This window comes from Calothrix sp. FACHB-168 (assembly GCF_963889195.1).
Classification (GTDB): Bacteria; Cyanobacteriota; Cyanobacteriia; order Cyanobacteriales; family Nostocaceae; genus Aulosira; species Aulosira anomala_A.
The window spans coordinates 14,604-33,166 of record NZ_CAWPNJ010000036.1; the positions used below are offsets into that span (position 1 = coordinate 14,604).

The 18,563-nt window shown below is 41.3% G+C and carries 16 protein-coding genes and 3 tRNA genes; 8 read left to right on the forward strand and 11 right to left on the reverse strand.

Annotated features, from left to right (window positions below; all coding sequences use genetic code 11):
* Positions 1-461: 461 nt before the first annotated feature.
* Positions 462-1,760, forward strand: a complete 1,299-nt coding sequence (locus AACW45_RS21655) for an RNA-guided endonuclease InsQ/TnpB family protein (RefSeq protein WP_190634677.1) — start codon at positions 462-464, stop codon at positions 1,758-1,760.
* Positions 1,761-2,063: 303 nt separating this feature from the next.
* Here the strand turns inward: AACW45_RS21655 and AACW45_RS21660 are convergent, their stop codons facing one another.
* Positions 2,064-2,411: a hypothetical protein gene (locus AACW45_RS21660; RefSeq protein ID WP_190634680.1), complete on the reverse strand. Its 348-nt coding sequence runs from the start codon at positions 2,409-2,411 to the stop codon at positions 2,064-2,066.
* A 1,912-nt stretch (positions 2,412-4,323) separates the two neighbouring features.
* Here AACW45_RS21660 and lpxD point away from each other — a divergent pair.
* Positions 4,324-5,367: a UDP-3-O-(3-hydroxymyristoyl)glucosamine N-acyltransferase gene (lpxD, locus tag AACW45_RS21665; RefSeq protein WP_190634682.1), complete on the forward strand. Its 1,044-nt coding sequence runs from the start codon at positions 4,324-4,326 to the stop codon at positions 5,365-5,367.
* Positions 5,368-5,577: 210 nt separating this feature from the next.
* The gene (locus tag AACW45_RS21670; protein ID WP_190634684.1) at positions 5,578-6,081 is read left to right on the forward strand and encodes an Hsp20/alpha crystallin family protein; all 504 of its coding nucleotides are present in this window, start codon (positions 5,578-5,580) and stop codon (positions 6,079-6,081) included.
* Positions 6,082-6,226: 145 nt separating this feature from the next.
* Here the strand turns inward: AACW45_RS21670 and AACW45_RS21675 are convergent, their stop codons facing one another.
* On the reverse strand, positions 6,227-7,132 hold the full coding sequence (locus tag AACW45_RS21675; RefSeq protein WP_190634686.1) for a CoB--CoM heterodisulfide reductase iron-sulfur subunit B family protein: 906 nt from the start codon (positions 7,130-7,132) through the stop codon (positions 6,227-6,229).
* Between the two features lie 299 nt (positions 7,133-7,431).
* Between AACW45_RS21675 and AACW45_RS21680 the strand changes: the two genes are divergently transcribed.
* The 3 genes from AACW45_RS21680 (at position 7,432) to tkt (ending at position 11,435) form a co-directional block, all read left to right on the forward strand.
* The gene (locus tag AACW45_RS21680) at positions 7,432-7,686 is read left to right on the forward strand and encodes an acyl carrier protein (protein ID WP_190634689.1); all 255 of its coding nucleotides are present in this window, start codon (positions 7,432-7,434) and stop codon (positions 7,684-7,686) included.
* Positions 7,687-7,843: 157 nt separating this feature from the next.
* The gene (gene fabF / locus AACW45_RS21685; RefSeq protein WP_190634691.1) at positions 7,844-9,091 is read left to right on the forward strand and encodes a beta-ketoacyl-ACP synthase II; all 1,248 of its coding nucleotides are present in this window, start codon (positions 7,844-7,846) and stop codon (positions 9,089-9,091) included.
* Positions 9,092-9,422: 331 nt separating this feature from the next.
* Complete coding sequence (gene tkt / locus AACW45_RS21690) at positions 9,423-11,435, forward strand: transketolase (protein WP_190634692.1); 2,013 nt, start codon at positions 9,423-9,425, stop codon at positions 11,433-11,435.
* 613 nt (positions 11,436-12,048) lie between these two features.
* On the opposite strand, the gene AACW45_RS21695 is transcribed toward tkt, so the two are convergent.
* From AACW45_RS21695 to nifH, 5 genes are all read right to left on the reverse strand, one after another.
* Complete coding sequence (locus tag AACW45_RS21695; RefSeq protein ID WP_190634694.1) at positions 12,049-12,459, reverse strand: hypothetical protein; 411 nt, start codon at positions 12,457-12,459, stop codon at positions 12,049-12,051.
* 534 nt (positions 12,460-12,993) lie between these two features.
* Positions 12,994-13,066, reverse strand: a tRNA-Leu gene (locus tag AACW45_RS21700).
* Between the two features lie 29 nt (positions 13,067-13,095).
* Positions 13,096-13,170: transfer RNA gene (locus AACW45_RS21705), tRNA-Met, on the reverse strand.
* 2 nt (positions 13,171-13,172) lie between these two features.
* Positions 13,173-13,243, reverse strand: a tRNA-His gene (locus AACW45_RS21710).
* 320 nt (positions 13,244-13,563) lie between these two features.
* Entirely contained in the window at positions 13,564-14,454 is an 891-nt protein-coding gene (gene nifH, locus AACW45_RS21715; RefSeq protein WP_190634695.1) for a nitrogenase iron protein, read from the reverse strand.
* 224 nt (positions 14,455-14,678) lie between these two features.
* On the opposite strand from nifH, the gene AACW45_RS21720 reads away from it, so the two are divergent.
* Together AACW45_RS21720 and AACW45_RS21725 are read left to right on the forward strand one after the other, a co-directional pair.
* Positions 14,679-14,897 (forward strand): hypothetical protein, encoded by a 219-nt coding sequence (locus AACW45_RS21720; protein ID WP_190634697.1) that lies wholly within the window; start codon positions 14,679-14,681, stop codon positions 14,895-14,897.
* Positions 14,898-16,041: 1,144 nt separating this feature from the next.
* A complete protein-coding gene (locus AACW45_RS21725; protein WP_190634699.1) occupies positions 16,042-16,458 on the forward strand; it encodes a hypothetical protein in 417 nt (138 codons plus the stop codon).
* 92 nt (positions 16,459-16,550) lie between these two features.
* Here AACW45_RS21725 and AACW45_RS21730 read toward each other — a convergent pair whose 3' ends face one another.
* The 4 genes from AACW45_RS21730 to AACW45_RS21745 form a co-directional block, all read right to left on the reverse strand.
* Positions 16,551-17,060: a hypothetical protein gene (locus AACW45_RS21730; protein ID WP_190634701.1), complete on the reverse strand. Its 510-nt coding sequence runs from the start codon at positions 17,058-17,060 to the stop codon at positions 16,551-16,553.
* A 118-nt stretch (positions 17,061-17,178) separates the two neighbouring features.
* Positions 17,179-17,511: a thioredoxin gene (gene trxA / locus AACW45_RS21735; protein ID WP_190634703.1), complete on the reverse strand. Its 333-nt coding sequence runs from the start codon at positions 17,509-17,511 to the stop codon at positions 17,179-17,181.
* 227 nt (positions 17,512-17,738) lie between these two features.
* Positions 17,739-18,041, reverse strand: coding sequence for an RNA recognition motif domain-containing protein (locus tag AACW45_RS21740; protein ID WP_190634705.1), 303 nt, complete (start codon positions 18,039-18,041; stop codon positions 17,739-17,741).
* Between the two features lie 175 nt (positions 18,042-18,216).
* Positions 18,217-18,426, reverse strand: a complete 210-nt coding sequence (locus tag AACW45_RS21745; RefSeq protein WP_190634708.1) for a hypothetical protein — start codon at positions 18,424-18,426, stop codon at positions 18,217-18,219.
* Between the last annotated feature and the right edge of the window lie 137 nt (positions 18,427-18,563).

Here is an 18,563-nt window from a genome sequence, read left to right on the forward strand (position 1 = left end):
TTCTCAGGCGGGTGACGCTTGTACAGAGGCTATTTTGAGCTTAAGTTGACACCAATGGGCAAGGCTAAAATAGTGCATTAGTCAAGCTCTTGTGGGATGGGCGTCTCGCCCGTCCTGGGTGGACAAGATGTCCACCCCACAAGCAAATTACCTGAAACAGCAAGAAGGCTCACACCTACCCGGAGGGAGGTGTCGAGATGAATTGCGCGTGAGGCTTCCGGTGAGCGTCAGCCGAACCGTTGACGACAGCCCTCTGACCAATATTGAGCGTCAGCGAAATCAGGGAAGAGGGCATGGAGGAAACGAACAAAATATTTGTTTAAGTTGCGACATTTTTAACTATTTGTGTTACCGTGAAAAAGTAAATACGGTAAGGTCGATTCGCCACTTTGCGAAACGCTCCTGCGTCGCTAACGCTGCGCTAACGTGACGGAGACCGCCAAGACCGCAAGTGGCTCACCATGTATAGAGCAATTAAAGTTAGAATTTATCCCACTGATGAGCAAGAATCATATTTAGCTCAATGTTTTGGCAATACTAGATGGTTGTGGAATTATATGCTTAACGCCACAACTACAGCGTACAAAGAAACGGGGAAAGGTCTTTCTAAGGCGGCAATGGATAAATTGTTGCCAGGATTAAAAAAGGAGTTTGACTGGTTAGGACTTGCATATAGTCAAGTATTGCAACGAGTAACATTTAACCTTTCTAGTGCATTTGTCAATTTCTTTGAAGGACGCGCTAAATACCCTAACTTTAAATCTAAACATGGCAAGCAATCGATTCAGTATCCCCAAAATGTGAAACTGATGCCAGAGGACTCTGTGATTAAGTTTCCTGGAAATTTGGGGTTAATGAAAGCCGTATTTCACAGACAGCACAGTCATGCAAAATTCACCACTGTAACAATATCGAAACATGCAGATGGTAGATATTATGCTTCTATTCTTTTCAACCAGGAAGATAAACCAGTAGTTGCAGTCAGAGATGCGATTGGAGTTGACTTGGGTTTAAAAAATTTTGCAATCACTTCTGATGGTTCAAAATATGACCTACCCAAGAAACGATTAGCTAAATTAGAAAAGAATAGAAAGTGCAAGCAGCGTAAACTAGCCAAGAAAACAAATAAAACAACTAACAAGCGGCATAAGGCTAAACGCTTAGTTGCAAAAGTGTCTAGCAAAATTGCTAGAGTTCGTGAAGACTTTCTACACAAGCTATCTCGCAAAATAGCATACGAAAACCAAGTTATTTGTGTAGAAGATTTGGCAGTTAAGAACATGGTGAGAAATCCTAACTTGGCAAAAGCTATTAGTGACCAGGGCTGGGGAATGTTTCAAACCATGCTCAAATACAAAGCAGAGAAATTTGGGCATACATATCTTGAAATAAATCGTTTCTTCCCGTCTTCTCAACTTTGTAGTGAGACTCTACTACCAATCCCAATGTTGCAAAATGGTTATGATTCATTGAAAGTTAGGTTTGTAGATTGCCCACATTGTCAAAAGCAGCACGATAGAGACATCAATGCTGCAATTAATATAAGAACCGAAGGTTTGCGAATTTTGGTGAGCCAGTACGGTCTTGGGGAAACCCCAAGTGGAGTAACTGGCGAACTCGTAAGAGCGTTAGGAACTAGCGCTTCTGCCCTTGGAGGGGATGTAAGACCAAAGTCTTCTGGACGTAAAAAATCTACGAAAACGGAGGCAATCCCCAATGAATTGGGAAGCCTACACTGTACCGAAGGTCAGTGTAGGTAGTTCACTAGACTAATGGCAGCATCCTGGGAAACTTGAGAGTCTCGGATGAGTAAGCCATCAAGTAAAAATAAGTAGTGCGAGCATCTTGCTCGCGCCGGCAAGACTTCGGCGTGAGCGCTCAGTCGAACGCTGCCCGCACTACAAATATTAAATTGTTCAACTTATTTTTACACGACTCCTAACCAGACAAAATTAATTACGGTCATTGCGAGCAAAGCAAACTAACTTCAAGCCGTGTGATTGCTTCAGCTAAATTCCGCTTCCCTATATTTGCCGCAGACATTGGTAATTAATTTTGGTTAATTATCTAGCATCGATGAATCTTTTTGCTGCTAACAATCTAGACTTGAGGACTGATGATACATCCGTGGCTATTTTAACAAAGCCTTTAAACACAGTTGGTTTAGCTAAAGCAGCTAGAGTCTTGGTGAAATTTAAGCGTTGTGTCCAAATAGATGTGCCAACTCCTGTACTAGGAGTAATAGTGTTACCTCTAACTGTACTCACACCATTGACTGTAATTACACCGTTACCACTGATGCGGAAACTAATGGCTACACTGTTACTCACACTGGAATCTGTGCCTCTACCTCCAAAAACAGCTACATCATCAGAAATAGGCTCTAAATGGTCTAAATCGTTAATTTTCATGCTCTTGAATTCTCCAATTCATACATTGTGGAGCATCTATATTAGTTCTGACTTTAATAGCTAATAATTCACAAATATCGAGATTTGTGAAAACAACGGAATATAAAAAAATTAGATAATATTTAAACAACTAAGTAATTCGGTAATTGCACCTAACTATTTTAAAAACCTAAATAGACTATAAACCCTACAAAACTCAAAAAATAATTAAGCCATATTGAGATAAAATCTCTACGGCTAATTATAGATATATTGAGTAAATTTTAGGGGTTGATATTTGTCTCTTAATTTATCAACTCTGGTGAAATTCTAGCTAATTTCACGATCATTTTGGTGCCATTTTGGCTAACTTTTTTTAATTTCGGCAGATTTTAATCAGTCAGAAACAGACAACCAGAAGTAGGGATGACTAAGAAGTTTAGGGAATTTGTTCAGCTGATTCCACTATGAAACGAGATAAATGGATGAGTTTTATGTTTATGACAGTTAAGGAGTTATGTAAATAAGTTGAACAATTTAATATTTGTAGTGTGGGCAGCGTTCGACTGAGCGCTCACGCCGAAGTCTTGCCCGTGCGAGCAAGATGCTCGCACTACTTATTTTTACTTGATGCCTAACTGTTAACTATATATAGGTGCGTAACAGCATAACAAGATTAACCATCAATCTCTGCAAAAGTTCGCAGCAGTCATACCAATTCACCAAAAGCGACGTTAAGCCCACACCTTGAAGGAGTGTCCGGGACAGTCGCCCCGTCGCTGTCAATGGTCAGTAGTCAGTAGTCAGTATCAAAAACAACTGACTACTGACTACTGACTACTGATGGGAAATCCCGCCCCTTTTAGGGTTGGGATCATCTAAACGCGATCGCCTACTAGCCACAGCAATATAAAATTTTTTTATACTGTATACTTAGCCGAGCTTACGGTCTACTAGGTCTTAGTAAACACTACCTATGATGAATCGATTGTAACTAGTGTCAGTTGATAAAGTGTCACTCACCACATTACTGCAATTATTCTAGAAGAGATATCCTTAGTTAGTGCAAGGAGTGATACCACTTCACAATATGTTTGTCACCAGTTATCTTCGTAATGCTCCTCCTTCAGGGGTTATTGCGGGTTTCAGATGTTGCATCAAACAAGTGGATTGGTATAAAGTTATACGAAGGGGCGCTTGGGTGAGCAAAACTCTCAGGCGCTTTTTCGTGTATAAATAAAAAAAATTTGGCTCTAAGTCAGCATAAGTAAGTTTTTAAAAGCACATATTTGGGCAGAATGATGGATTCTTAATCTACTCCTAAAGATTGATGATCTTCAATGCCATGACAAACTCCCATCTAGTAATTATCACGGGGGTGATGGAAATAAGTGCATAGAAGCAGAGGTTTCAATACTGCTTGGTTAAGGAAAATCGTAGGTTAAGGTTTTTGGGCTTAACTGAACAGTATTGACAAAGGTTTAGGGAACTTCAAAAAATAAATTATGCCAAATTGTAGGGGCGGGGTTACCCCCATACGTGTCAACTTAACGTGAAACCCGTTTTGTGCAAAGGTTTTGCCCTCACCCCCAGCCCCTCTCCCTCAGGGAGAGGGGAGCAAGAGATTCAATTCCCCTTCTCCCTGAGGGAGAAGGGGTTAGGGGATGAGGGTGAGGGTTTTTGTACAACACGCGCTGTATATAGCTTTTAGCTTAAGTTGACACCAATGGGTTACCCCGCCCCTACGAGTTGCGGGCTTGGTAAGTTAATGATTAGAATATTTTTTTATTTGGAAGTCCCTAACAACTAGCTGCACCGGACATTTGGCAATAAAAAATCACAAGCACCGGAAAATTAGGTATAAATCATGAACATGTGGCTAACAAAGAGCGACAATTATCTTGCCTTTGTAGATGACTCATGAAAAAATCACATGAAATTCAGCGAAATTGTCAGCCGACTTGGGGATATTGTTACCGATAGCAGTCTTAGCGCCAACGAAAACCACGATCCAGAGATTACAGGGTTGGCAGCCATTGATGAAGCGACTACTGGTAATCTTAGTTATATAGAAGGGACGAAATTTGCTTCTTGGGTGGGTAAAACTCATGCAAGTGCGTTGATTTTACCGCAGGACGAAAAATTACAGACACAAGCCCAAGAACGAAATATTGTTTGGGTAGCGACGAAAGAACCACGCTTATTGTTTGCAAAAGCGATCGCACTTTTTTATCAACCATACCGCCCCAGCCCAGAAATTCATCCTACAGCTGTGATTCACCCTACAGCAGAAATTGGTAGCGATGTATATATTGGCCCCCATGTGGTAATTCAACCCAGGGTAAAAGTAGGTAATGGGGCGATTATTCATCCAAATGTCGTCATTTATCCAGATGTGACCATTGGCGATCGCACTACCTTACATGCTAACTGTACCATTCACGAACGCAGCCAAATCGGGGCAGATTGCGTGATTCACAGTGGCGTGGTGATTGGTGCAGAAGGCTTTGGTTTTGTGCCTACCCGTACAGGCTGGGTAAAAATGGAACAATCTGGTTACACAGTTTTAGAAGATAGGGTAGAAGTTGGCTCTAACAGCGCCATTGACAGACCGGCTGTAGGAGAAACGCGAGTCGGTCGAGACACAGTTATTGATAACTTAGTGCAAATTGGGCATGGTTGCAAAATTGGCTTTGGTTGCGCGATCGCTGGACAAGCGGGAATGGCTGGCGGTGTGGAAATTGGTAACCGGGTAATTTTGGCGGGACAAACCGGAATCGCCAATCAAGTGAAAATTGGTGACGGTGCGATCGCATCGGCGCAAGCGGGAATTCACAATGATGTCGCACCAGGAGAGATTGTTTCTGGTACTCCCGCTATTCCCCACAAGCTATATCTTAAAGTATCGGCAATTTATAATCGGTTGCCCGAAATGTATAAGTTTCTCAAACAATTGCAACGTCAAGAACCCAAGTGAGAAGTTAACTTTCTGGGAAGCACTACAACTCTAAGTAGGGTTTCCCCTAATAACTAAATTTGGGGTTTCAGCCAATATATAGACATAGGCAATCGAGCAAAGCCGCAGTCAATAAATAATTCTCAATTCTGCAATCTTTTTGCTTGTCAATTACTAATTACTTAACCAACTTTAGTTATTATCACTGTTCTTTTGGAGGTTAATCAAGTTATGGCATTAATACGTTGGCAACCCTTCTCTGAAATGGAAACTCTACGCCGTCAAATGGATAAAATGTTTGACGAACTAGCAGGAGCTAACTCGCAAATTACCCAAGCTTGGACACCAGCAATTGAACTACAAGATACCACCGAAAGCATAATTTTACGCGCTGAAATTCCTGGTATTGAAGGCAAAGACTTAGATGTTCATGTCACAAGAGAAGCAGTTTCTATTGCTGGTGAAACTCGCCAAGAAAGCAAACAGCAAGAAGGAAGTTTCTTCCGTTCCGAATTTCGCTATGGTAAGTTTCAAAGAATTGTGAATCTACCTGCGCCTATCCAAAACGATCGCGTACAAGCCGAATTTAAGAATGGTATTTTGACATTAACTCTACCGAAAGTAGAAGAAGTCAGCAAGAAAGTAGTCAAGATTAATTTAGGAGAAAGCCAAAGCGCGATTGCTCCGGCTGAGTCACCAGCTACAGGTGATGTTTGGGCTGATAGTAATTCGTAATTAAGAGTATTGTTGATAAACCCGACTTATTCAATAAATCGGGTTTATCTGTAGGGGCGGGGTTTCCCCGCCCTTTGCTTTGCGACAATCTAAATGTCACAATCATTAATTAAATCGATATCACATAACCAATTAAGATTCTTGATTAAAATCCCAATTTTTCTAACACTGGTTTTGTGGAAACAATATGACGTTCTAAACCCAATTCTTTGGGGCTAATGCCTAAAGCCAAAGCAATTAACTGGGGTAAATGTAACACCGGCAAACCCAGTTTCTTTTCAATTACCTTTTCAACCTCTGGCTGACGGGAATCTAAATTGAGATGACATAAAGGACAAGGGGTAACTAAACAATCAGCACCAGCCGTTAAAGCATCTTGAATTTGCTTACCCGCCATCTGAAAAGATTCGCGAGTCGCGTAACTAGAAAGCGGCCAACCGCAACATTGAGTCCGACCTCGATAATAAATTGGTTCTGCACCCACTGCCCGGAAAACATTTTCCATGGCTTCAGGGCCGTAAGGGTCGTCATAGGGCAGAGATTTTTGGGCGCGTAGCAGGTAACAACCATAAAACGCCGCACATTTTAATCCAGTTAGCTTGTGGGTAACTCGTTGAGTAATTTCTTCTAAACCGTAATCCTGTACCAAAGCATAAAGCAGATGTTTAACTTCGGTACTGCCGCGATAAGGTAAACAGCCTTCTTTCGCTAGCAAACCATTTACTTGCTGAATGTATTCTGGTTTTTTTGTTTGACATTCCTTGAGGCGTTCATCGACATGACCGATGACACCTTGACAAGTGCTGCAATGGGTAAGTAAAGGTAAATTTAACTCTTCTGCTAAAGCAATATTCCGGGCATTTACTGTATCTTCTAACAGTTGAGAATCTTCCTTAAAAGTACCGGAACCACAGCAAGCAGCTTTTTTCAGTTCAATCAGTTGAATCCCTAGTGCTTGGGTTAAGGCTTGAGTTGATTGGTAAAGTTCCCGACAAGCACCTTGCGCCACACAACCAGGAAAGTAAGCGTATCTTAGTGTTTGAGATAGCATAGAACTATATTGCCCTGAGAGCATCAGCTCTCAACAATAAATTATTGATCTTCCCTTGCCAGTGTAGCTTGCAAGGCTATGTATCCGAGTTTGGACATTGTAAAAAAAATCAGTAAGAATTGCAAAAAAGACACATGTTGACAGCCTATGCAATCGTATAGCGCCGCCCATAAATGATATTGCCAGAAAATTCTGGGACAGTATACGGGCGATCGCGCTTTCCGATAAGATGTATATGCTCAAAACAATGTCACCTATTAAAGAGCAGATCATAGCAACTGGTTAAGGAATTTATATCTATGAGCACAGAAGCGGAAGTGTTTGACAAAGTTAAGACAGTGGTAGTCGATCAATTGGGTGTTGAGCCTGAGAAGGTCACACCAGGAGCCACATTTATTGACGATTTAGGAGCTGATTCCCTAGATATTGTGGAATTAGTAATGGCTTTTGAAGAAGAATTTGATATTGAAATTCCTGATGAAGAAGCTGAAAAGATTTTAACGGTTGGAGATGCAGTGAAGCATATCATGGGAGAAGCTACTACATCTGCCTGAAAAGCAATTGGGGATCGAGTATTAGGGATTGGGGATCGGGAAAAACTCCATTCCCTAGTTACTAGCCCCTAACCCTTTTAGGTTGAGCGTAGCCGAAGCCTATTCTCTATTCACTAGTCACCTTTTTTGCTGCTTTCTCGCCACCTTTAACTGAGTCATGACAGATTATAAACGTAAACGCGTTGTGGTAACTGGTGTGGGCGCGATTACACCAATTGGCAATACACCAAAAGATTATTGGGAAGGATTGTTGAGTAGTCGTAATGGCATTGACTACATCACTTCTTTTGATGCATCTAAGCATGATTGCTGCATTGCTGGTGAGGTCAAAAATTTCGATCCACATGAGTATTTGGATCGCAAAGAAGCCAAGCGCATGGATCGATTCTCCCAATTTGGGGTTGCGGCTGCCAAACAAGCTGTAGCTGACGCGCGTTTAGAAATTAATGAACTGAATGCCGAACAAGTTGGTATAATTATTGGTTCTGGCATTGGTGGATTGAAGGTTTTAGAAGACCAGCAAACAGTGTATCTAAATCGCGGCCCCGATCGCTGTAGTCCGTTCATGATCCCAATGATGATCGCCAACATGGCCGCCGGATTAACAGCCATTCATACGGGAGCTAAAGGCCCCAATTCCTGCTCTGTAACCGCTTGTGCAGCTGGTTCTAATGCCATCGGAGACGCTTTTCGCCAAATTCAATGGGGTTATGCCAAAGCCATGATTTGCGGCGGATGCGAAGCGGCGATTACACCCTTGGGTATAGCAGGATTTGCTGCTGCTAGGGCGCTTTCGACGCGCAACGACCCGGCTAATGCTTGCCGTCCCTTTGACCGCGATCGCGATGGATTTGTCATGGGTGAAGGTGCGGGAATTTTGCTGCTAGAAGAACTAGAACACGCCTTAAATCGCGGCGCTCGCATTTATGCCGAAATGGTCGGTTATGGGATGACTTGTGATGCATATCACATGACCTCCCCTGTCCCTGGTGGGTTGGGAGCAGCCAGAGCCATAGAACTAGCACTGAAAGATGGGGGACTCACCCCAGAAATGGTGAACTATATCAATGCTCATGGCACTAGTACCCCAGCAAATGATTCCACAGAAACGGCGGCAATGAAAAAAGCCTTGGGCGACCATGCTTATAACATAGCCGTTAGCTCTACCAAATCGATGACAGGTCATCTTTTGGGAGGTTCTGGCGGTATTGAAGCCGTAGCTACAGTACTGGCGGTGGCTAACGATCGAGTTCCACCAACAATTAATTTAGAAAATCCCGATCCAGAATGCGATCTGGATTATATTGCCCACAAGAGCCGCGCTCAACAAGTTAATGTGGCATTATCTAATTCTTTTGGGTTTGGCGGTCACAATGTCACCCTAGCCTTTAAGAAATACGTCTAAAATTCCCGCAAATATCAAGCGATCGCTTTGGCGAAAGTTGGTGCTAAAAGTATCATCAACGTCATTTCCAACTAAATGCAGGGTTCAAAACAACCCAATTATTAGCTGGATTTATCACCGCCATCATCAAACATCCCGCTTGTCCATCAACAATTGGCAGTGGGATGATAAAGATAGGGGGAATGTAAAAACAAGGCAATCATGGGGGAACAATCCCCGCCCCAGTTTGGAAAAATAGCTTGTCCGGGAATCGGACAAGGCTTTTTTCGCTTTTGCCTCCCCGGTAAATGAGCTACCAAGAGTGCTAACCCGTCGTTAAAAACAAGAGATTATGGCTGTTGCAACCCAATCCCTCGAAGAACTATCTATTAACTCGATTCGCTTTTTGGCTATTGATGCCGTAGAAAAAGCAAAATCGGGACACCCAGGGCTGCCGATGGGCGCTGCTCCAATGGCTTTTGTACTATGGGATCGCTTTATGCGGTTTAACCCCAAAAATCCCCAGTGGTTTAACCGCGATCGCTTTATCCTATCTGCTGGACATGGCTCCATGTTACAGTATGCCCTGCTGTACTTATTTGGTTACGACAGCGTCACCATTGAGGACATCAAGCAATTCCGGCAGTGGGAATCCAAAACCCCCGGACACCCCGAAAACTTCGTAACTCCTGGTGTAGAAGTTACTACCGGGCCACTAGGTCAAGGCATTGCTAATGGCGTCGGTTTAGCGATCGCTGAAGCCCACCTAGCAGCTAAATATAACAAGCCCGATGCCAATATTGTTGACCATTACACCTATGTGATTTTAGGTGATGGTTGTAACATGGAAGGTGTTTCCGGTGAAGCTGCTTCCTTTGCAGGGCACTTGGGATTAGGTAAACTCATCGCTTTGTATGACGACAACCACATCTCTATTGATGGTTCTACAGATGTTGCCTTCACCGAAGATGTGTCAAAGCGCTTTGAAGCTTACGGTTGGCACGTTTTGCATGTTAAAGAAGGTAACACCGACCTAGAAGCGATCGCCAAAGCCATCGAAGAAGCAAAATCAGTGACTGACAAGCCTTCGATGATTAAAGTCACCACCACCATCGGTTACGGTTCTCCCAACAAAGCTAACACTGCTGGGGTTCACGGTGCTGCTTTAGGTGCAGAAGAAATCGCTCTTACTCGGAAAAATTTAGGTTGGGAATACGAACCTTTCGTAGTTCCCCAAGATGCCCTCAACCACACCCGCAAAGCAGTTGAGCGTGGTGCCGCCTACGAAGCTGAGTGGAATAAAGTCTTTGCTGATTACAAAGCTAAATATCCCCAAGAAGCAGCTGAATTTGAGCGCTACCTCAGTGGCAAATTGCCTGATGGTTGGGATAAAGTACTCCCCACCTACACCCCCGAAGACAAAGGATTACCCACCCGCAAACATTCAGAAACCTGCTTAAACAAACTAGCAGCAGTTTTACCAGAGTTAATTGGTGGTTCCGCCGACTTAACCCACTCCAACTTAACCGAACTCAAAGGTAAGGGCGACTTCCAAAAAGGACAATACCAAAACCCCAACATCCACTATGGTGTTCGTGAGCATGGTATGGGTGCAATTGTCAATGGTATCGCCTTGCACAATTCCGGTTTAATTCCCTACGGCGCAACCTTCCTCATCTTCTCCGATTACATGCGGGCACCAATCCGCTTATCTGCTTTATCCCAAGCCGGTAGTATTTGGGTAATGACCCACGACTCCATCGGTCAAGGTGAAGATGGCCCCACCCACCAACCAGTAGAAACACTGGCTTCCCTGCGTGCTATTCCTAACCTCACAGTTCTTCGCCCCGCAGACGGAACCGAAACTTCTGGTGCATACAAAGTAGCCATTGAAAGAGCAAAGGCAAATGCTCCTACTCTGTTAGCGTTCACCCGTCAAAATGTCCCCAACTTGGCAGGTACATCAATTGAAGGTGTTGCCAAGGGTGGATATGTAGTAGTAGATAGCGACGGTACACCAGATATTATCCTCATTGGTACTGGTTCCGAATTAAGCCTCGCTGTTACTGCTGCTGAAAAGCTGACAGCCGAAGGTAAGAAAGTTCGTGTAGTCTCCTTACCAGCATGGGATTTGTTTGAAGCACAAGATGCAGCTTACAAAGAATCCGTTCTTCCCAAAGCTGTTACCAAGCGCTTGGCTGTAGAAGCTGGTTCTAGCTTCGGCTGGCACAAGTATGTTGGTACCGAAGGCGATATTATCAGCATCGATCGCTTTGGTGCTTCTGCTCCCGGTAACGTTTGTTTAGAGAAATTTGGCTTTAGTGTTGATAATGTTTTAGCTCAAGCAAAAGCATTACTCGGTTAATTAGCAACAGAATATTCTCTTAATTTCTTTAGGTGGGCATCTTGTCCACCTTTTTTTACGCTCATACCAATTTGAAAACAGAATGCGGCAGATGGTAGGGGCATGGCATTGCTGCCCATATCTCGTTTCCAGCCTCCGGCTGGAAATGCGGATTGCGAGGCTCCGGCTCGTCTTCTGATAAATTGAGGCAGAGCCTCATAAATCTACGCTCCCACGCAGAGCATGGGAGCTAGTTAGGATAAGGGTTTTGCGTTCAGTTGACACAGGTGGGCAGTGCCCATACGTGTCAACTTAAGCTAAAAGCTATATACGGCGCGTGTTGTACAAAAACCCTCGCGCCCTCATCCCCTAACCCCTTCTCCCTCAGGGAGAAGGGGAATTGAATCTCTTGCTCCCCTCTCCCTCAGGGAGAGGGGCTGGGGGTGAGGGCGAAACCTTGCAACCAAGCAGGTTTCACGTTAAGTTGACACCAATGGGCAGTGCCATACCCCTACCTGTACACCTCATTTACCTGAAATACGCTGTAATGTTTGCGACACATAAATTATTTGAAAGGCACAACAATGTTGTGCCCTACCCATCTATCGCAACTAATTGTGAAATTTTTGTTACCCTATATTCCTACTAATCTGTCTAAAACATAAGTAATACGAGAGTCCTCTAACCCTGCGGCTGCTCGATAAAACAATTCCCACTCATCAGGAGTAATTCGTAAATAATATTTGTATTGATCGGCTGATGCTCTGAGCTTTTTTTTGCCATCCACATAAGAATAAAGTTTAAGATAACGTCCTCGTTTCTTTGAATAGCGTACTTTTACTTTCCATTCTCGGTTATGACTATCACGTAAAACTGTTTTTCCTAAATTTTGACGTTTAGTAGGAAAAATATTGATAATTTCTTTACCAACCCCAACAATACCAGATATATCAGATATCATTAAATACTCCTTAAAGATTGATAACCGAAGGAATTGTAAATCAATACTGTGAATTAACTGAATACGCTTTTGAACTTTAATCACTTTTTTCAGCTTATTTGCTTTTTTGATGAGATGCTACCAAATAAATACTGAATACAAATCAAGATTCATTAAATAGGACTTACGCACAAACTACGGAAGAATCGAACCATCTTTGCGAAGCGTCTCGCAGAAAAGACACGAAGTACACTAAGAAATCAGAGTTTCAAAGGTATTTTGCGTAAGTCCTGATTAAATTTAAAACTCTGCAAATGTAGGTGTTTGCAGTTCAGTTGCGGACAAATACATCTCCAAAACTGGATTAAGATTGCTAACTTTTTCTCAACCACCCAAGGATAATCAAGAAAAAGATCATAGCCCTCAGATATGCCGTTTGTTTTGCCTGTTCCAGCTTGCTGGAGATGTTAAACAAAGGACATACTCAAGTTAGGGAGCCTTGCATTTGTTCTAGCTTCTTTACTGTAACTAATAGACATCACTAGGTAATGGCTATTAGTTAGCACCAACATCACAGAGTTTTATATCAAGTAATATGGTCTACCTTAAAAGGGTAGTGTCTTTTAACCCGGACAGGGTTGGGGCAGAAGGTGGATTTGAACCACCGGTCTTTGGAACCTAAATCCAACGAGCTACCACTGCTCTATTCCGCAATTTGTCGTCCTTTTACCCGGACAGGGTTGGCTGAAAGTGCGGGAATCGAACCTGCAACATATCGATTATGAGTCGATCGCTCTACCAGTGAGCTAACTTTCGGGAGTTTGATGTAGGAATCGAACCTACGCTCAACCGTTCATTTCGGCTTGCTCTACCACTGAGCTAATCAAACGACGGATAAGTAACGCATTAATCTGCGGTATACGCTCAATCCAGAGGTTGGCGCACCAGTCGGGTGTACTGAACCCAAACTATAGCTATATTTATGTATTACTATTCCACTACTTAATGTAACATAAACTGATAATTTTAGCTGGCTGTTACTCAAGAAAATTAGCAGATGCGAATTGCTACCCATTTTATGGGTAGCAATTTCTAATATTCTCTAGCTAGAAGGTCAGGCGATCAATCACACAACGAGTCCATGAAAAAATCTCTTCCCTAGCCCCTGGATTGAGCCAGGATGAGCGCTAACCCACCCTGCTAAATAATTTACTTACTGCTTTCAGCAGGCTGACCAATCATTTTGGCAGCATTTTCTTCACTTTCGAGAATACCGAATTCAATCAATAACTCTTCTAGTTCTTCCATTTCAATGGGTGTAGGAATCTGAAGATTCTGATTATTGATGATTTTGTTTGCTAATGTCCGGTATTCGTTAGATTGATTGCTTTCTGGTGCGTACTCGTTAACAGTCATCCGACGCAACTCAGCGTGTTGAACAATATTGTCGCGAGGTACATAGTGAATCATTTGGGTGTTCAAGCGTTTTGCCAGAGTTTCAATCAGTTCGATTTCTCTGTCAACGTTCCGGCTGTTACAAATCAAACCACCTAAACGAACACCACCTGTGTGTGCATATTTCAAAATACCGCGAGCGATGTTGTTTGCAGCGTACATCGCCATCATTTCACCAGAGGTAACGATGTAGATTTCTTGGGCTTTGTTTTCACGGATAGGCATCGCAAAACCACCGCAGACAACGTCACCTAGTACGTCGTAAGATACAAAGTCAACATCTTGGTAAGCACCATTTTCTTCTAAGAAGTTGATGGCGGTGATAATACCCCGACCGGCACAACCTACCCCAGGTTCTGGGCCACCAGACTCTACACACTTGACGCCACGGAAGCCAGTTAACATGACTTCTTCGAGTTCTAAATCTTCAACTGCGCCACGTTCAGCAGCCAAGTGCAAAACGGTGGTTTGAGCTTTACTGTGCAGCATTAAGCGAGTGGAATCAGCTTTAGGGTCGCAACCAACAATCAGGATGCGTTGACCCATTTCTGCCATAGCTGCCAGCGTGTTTTGAGAGGTAGTAGACTTACCAATACCGCCTTTACCATAAAAAGCTATCTGTCTGATTTTGCTATCGATAGACATGGTTTGTGTTTTCCTAGAAGTAATTGGTTGATGGGAGTAAAAGTTTACCTGGGGCTTAACCCTTGGTAGCGTTGGCACATAGTATTGGCCAAAAAACACACCGGGCAAAAACAGTAATAGGTTGCATAGATGAGGATGTAATTTATGTTTGAGGAATATTGCACAGATGACTCTTAAGCAATGGCGCTCAGATATATGTGTGAGGATTTTCTTTCAGCAGAACTTTGGCACTAGCATTGTCAGTAGTTGCAGCTAAATTTCCATCGGTTGCTCAAGCCTTCAGAGTTTTGACAGTAGCAATTTCGACCTTTACAGGATTTTGCCCTGCACCCAACCAACCAAAGTTGCAGTTTACTCTTAATGGTGGCAACAACTATGAGAATATTGCTAATACTATCGTTGCTCGATTTACTATCCTCAAATATCGAGCGATCGCGTTTTAGTATTTCTGCCAGTTATTCCTAAAAAATTACTTCATCCTCTGGCTATTAATGCAGTTCGATAACACCTTAATTACAAGGTAAATCTCTGCATTATCAACCTTTAACACTATGGTCTTGGCAGTGTATTGGTAAATTTTGACGTTCTAGTTAAATTCCTGAATTATATGAAACGGTATCTACTTTATCGGAGGTTTTTATTTTCCGCATCAGCATCTGCTAGAACAGAGTTAGAGCAATAAAACAAAGTGAATATTGCTTTTTCTCAGTTTAGTAACCGTTCTAAATTATTTGGGATTGCCAGTATGCACTCAGAGTCTTTCTTTCTCCCCAGACTCGCAGAGTAATTGGTTTTGGCAGTTTAATTAACTAGTATAGCCAAACATTACTGGCTATCATCTAAGCAAGCTATATTTGACTTCAAGCCTATACTAAGGTGATTGTCTTGCTTATCTGGCTTTTGTTTATCGTTACTAAAAGGCATAACGATATTGAAGCGGACTTACCAGAGCAAAAGGACTTTATCGAGTTCCCTCAATATTGTCTTGAAGTCTTTTTGCATTCTTACTTTTTGATTCCTGTTTTTAGATTAACACAGATTTCCTGATTATTTCTTTTTAAGCAAATTATTTTTCTCTTTGTCAATATATTGCTTTTTAGTTGTGTCACTATTGCTCATGCCCAACTTATTTATATTCTATTAACAGGTTTTCTAGATATAAAATATATAATCTGAATTTAGCAATTTTTATGCAGTAAATATTTGAATATTGCACCCAATCTTAGCGCAATATCTAGGCAATAGGTTATGTATAATACATTTTTTGTGCGGGGGCTATATAGTTCAGTTGATAAAATTTACTCAAAAATTGAGCTATAGAGAGAAAACTTACTTTGGTAAAATATGCAACTTAAACTTTATCAATATATTCTGTAGAGAAACTGAATATCGTGTTAAGGTTAAAGATGAGAATCAAAGTCGGACACAAATTTTGTTTTAAATTAAAAATTGACCACTTTAAAGTCCTCATCATCCAGAATGTGCCACGCGAGGAAGGTGAGGAAAATATGATTGTTAGTTTATTTAACCAAAAAATTCGGCAAATTCAAGATTATTTTTAGTTAATGATGTGATGTCATCTATATTATGGAAGCTAAAAAATACAAAGTTGATTACAAATTTCATTCAATTCATATTGAGGAAGAATCATTAAGTAGAAAAGCTTATTATTATAAAATTTCTGGTGAGTTATGTCATAATAGCGGTTTTGTAAATTCAATTGCTGAGGCGGAACAGGAAGCAAAAGCAAAGATTGATGAAAAGTTTCATCTCATAGAAAAAAAAGCTGCATTACATCGATATTGTGTGATGCGCGATTTTGAAAGTTTTATTGAGTTATTAAACCAACAACAAAAAATACCCCAAGAGATAGCTTATCAAGTCGCTTCTAACCTAACCTTAGCTTCTACTTTAAAATCTTTTAGTAAAGAATCACCAAGTGCTGATACCAATAAATCAGCAGAGGTTAATGGAGAGATTAGCATAGATAACTTACAACAATAATTAGTTGTCATTTGTCATTTGTCATTGGTAAGGATTTTAATGGTCTTTACGGTTCTTTACGTAGTTTGGTTTTTTGATGCTAACTTAACTAACTAAAATGTTGGTTGCATTATCTTTGTTAGAAGGCGAGCTTCCAGAGTCCATAGATTATTGCATAACCCGACATCTGGTATTTCAAATTCTAATGGATGGGGTGGTGACTGTAACATGGAAGGTAAAACTTGATTTTGGGCTTCAACTAAGCTAACTATCCAAGGAAGAAAATCTAAAATTTCTCTTGGTAATACCGTTAGCTCAAAGTTCCACAACAGATTAAGTCCTCGGGATTTCTGCGACTTTTTCCCCATCATGAATTGCAAAGCACTTTTATTAATAGCTAATCGCAAGATGAACGGGGATAATGGGTTAAATTCATCTGGTGCTGTATAAGCGTAGATATTTACATAATTCAGTTGTTGCCTATCATCCATCCAAGAGGCAATAGGAGAATTACTACTATAGGATATACTACTGATGCTGACTGATGTTTTCATTGCAGCAGCAAACAGAGAGTAAAATTCACGCCTGATTTCGCTAACAATGTGTTTGGCTTCTGGAGTCATGGTTAGTACATCTAATTGTTATTTAGATTGTATATATAAGATGGTTTTGAAGATTAATAAAATTATGTGTAAGCATCTCCCAAAAAATGGGAGAACGGCGAATATTCTGAACAACAATTTAAAGCTGTTTCTCAACTGCTTTGCTAAATTGCTCGTAAGGAGAAACGCCAACAATAGTGTCTACTAACTCCCCATCTTTAAAAATTAAAACTGCGGGAATACTGCGAAGACCAAATTGTTTGAATAAAGGTTTGTTGTTATCCACATCTACTTTAACAACTTTGGCACGATCTTTGTATTCCTGGGCGAGTTGTTCCATTAATGGCGCAACCAGACGACAAGGGCCACACCAAGTAGCTGTAAAGTCAACTACAACAATTTTCTCATTACCTAAAAGCGCCTCAAATTCCTCTCCTTGAATATAAGAAACGAGTTCAGTGTTAGTAGACATTTTTTAATTCCCCCGAATTAAACTAAAATTTCAAAAAATTTTGGCCATATCATAGCCAATGAATATTCAATATCTTACCGATAAATGGATACAAAAATTTTCATCAATTCAAGGTGATGAAGAATTGCTGGCTATATAGAGCTAAAATTGTTGAGAAAAAAGGCTCAAGCAGAAATGCTTGAGCCGCATAACATATCAAGTTAATTAATCGCTTAAATTAGCACAGTTTAGTAACGATTCCGTGCGCCATAATTGCCACGATTACCACCAAAGGAACCGCCTCTATCTTCTTTGGGTTTAGCCTTATTCACTTTTAAGTCTCTTCCCATCCACTCTGCACCATCAAGGGCTTCAATGGCTGCAGTTTCTTCAGCATCGGTACCCATTTCCACAAAACCAAAGCCGCGCAGACGACCTGTTTCTCTATCAGTAGGTAGCTGAACACGCTTTACAGAACCATATTCTGCAAATACGGCATTCAAAGTAGCTTCTGTAACGTCGTAAGAAAGATTGCCTATATAAACTGACATAGATTGTCTCCGAAATTGTAAATGTGTAGAGATTTAGATTTCGGAGAAAAGTTTGTAAATACCAAAAACAAAAAGCCTGTCAATACTAAAAACAAAAGCTGTTAACCGAATTAATTTCTCAATTTTTATTATGACACACAAATTAGGTTTTAGGTAAAAAATGGCAAAAATAATATTAGCTTACTAATTCAACTAAAGCGTCTCCCTGAAACCTGACGACGCATGAGACTAAGCAGCCGCGATAATGTTCAGATGTAAATACTGAGAGGGTGATATTGCTATGGCCTGAATCTATAATTTGCTTTACCTTACAGATTTGCCGTTTATTTTTGCAGTAGGCAATGATGCGATCGCCTGCTTTGACATCCAGTGCTTTAATTTTCAAGTTCCCAAAACTCCTACAGTAATAGATCTAAACCGTTAAATCTATTGTTTTTTGATCTAATTTTTCTTGGCTTTACTTGTGAAATCTATTGCATCAATTTTTTACTAAATTTTTCACTATTTTCATAGTAACATGAT

Bases quoted from the DNA above. Each gene is read 5' to 3' on its own strand.
- AACW45_RS21655 (WP_190634677.1), top strand. From the start codon at position 462: ATGTATAGAGCAATTAAAGTTAGAATTTATCCCACTGATGAGCAAGAA.
- AACW45_RS21740 (WP_190634705.1), bottom strand. From the start codon at position 18,041: ATGTCAGTTTATATAGGCAATCTTTCTTACGACGTTACAGAAGCTACT.
- AACW45_RS21730 (WP_190634701.1), bottom strand. From the start codon at position 17,060: ATGACTCCAGAAGCCAAACACATTGTTAGCGAAATCAGGCGTGAATTT.
- nifH (WP_190634695.1), bottom strand. From the start codon at position 14,454: ATGTCTATCGATAGCAAAATCAGACAGATAGCTTTTTATGGTAAAGGC.
- tkt (WP_190634692.1), top strand. From the start codon at position 9,423: ATGGCTGTTGCAACCCAATCCCTCGAAGAACTATCTATTAACTCGATT.
- AACW45_RS21670 (WP_190634684.1), top strand. From the start codon at position 5,578: ATGGCATTAATACGTTGGCAACCCTTCTCTGAAATGGAAACTCTACGC.
- fabF (WP_190634691.1), top strand. From the start codon at position 7,844: ATGACAGATTATAAACGTAAACGCGTTGTGGTAACTGGTGTGGGCGCG.
- AACW45_RS21675 (WP_190634686.1), bottom strand. From the start codon at position 7,132: ATGCTATCTCAAACACTAAGATACGCTTACTTTCCTGGTTGTGTGGCG.
- AACW45_RS21725 (WP_190634699.1), top strand. From the start codon at position 16,042: ATGGAAGCTAAAAAATACAAAGTTGATTACAAATTTCATTCAATTCAT.
- AACW45_RS21680 (WP_190634689.1), top strand. From the start codon at position 7,432: ATGAGCACAGAAGCGGAAGTGTTTGACAAAGTTAAGACAGTGGTAGTC.
- lpxD (WP_190634682.1), top strand. From the start codon at position 4,324: ATGAAATTCAGCGAAATTGTCAGCCGACTTGGGGATATTGTTACCGAT.
- trxA (WP_190634703.1), bottom strand. From the start codon at position 17,511: ATGTCTACTAACACTGAACTCGTTTCTTATATTCAAGGAGAGGAATTT.
- AACW45_RS21660 (WP_190634680.1), bottom strand. From the start codon at position 2,411: ATGAAAATTAACGATTTAGACCATTTAGAGCCTATTTCTGATGATGTA.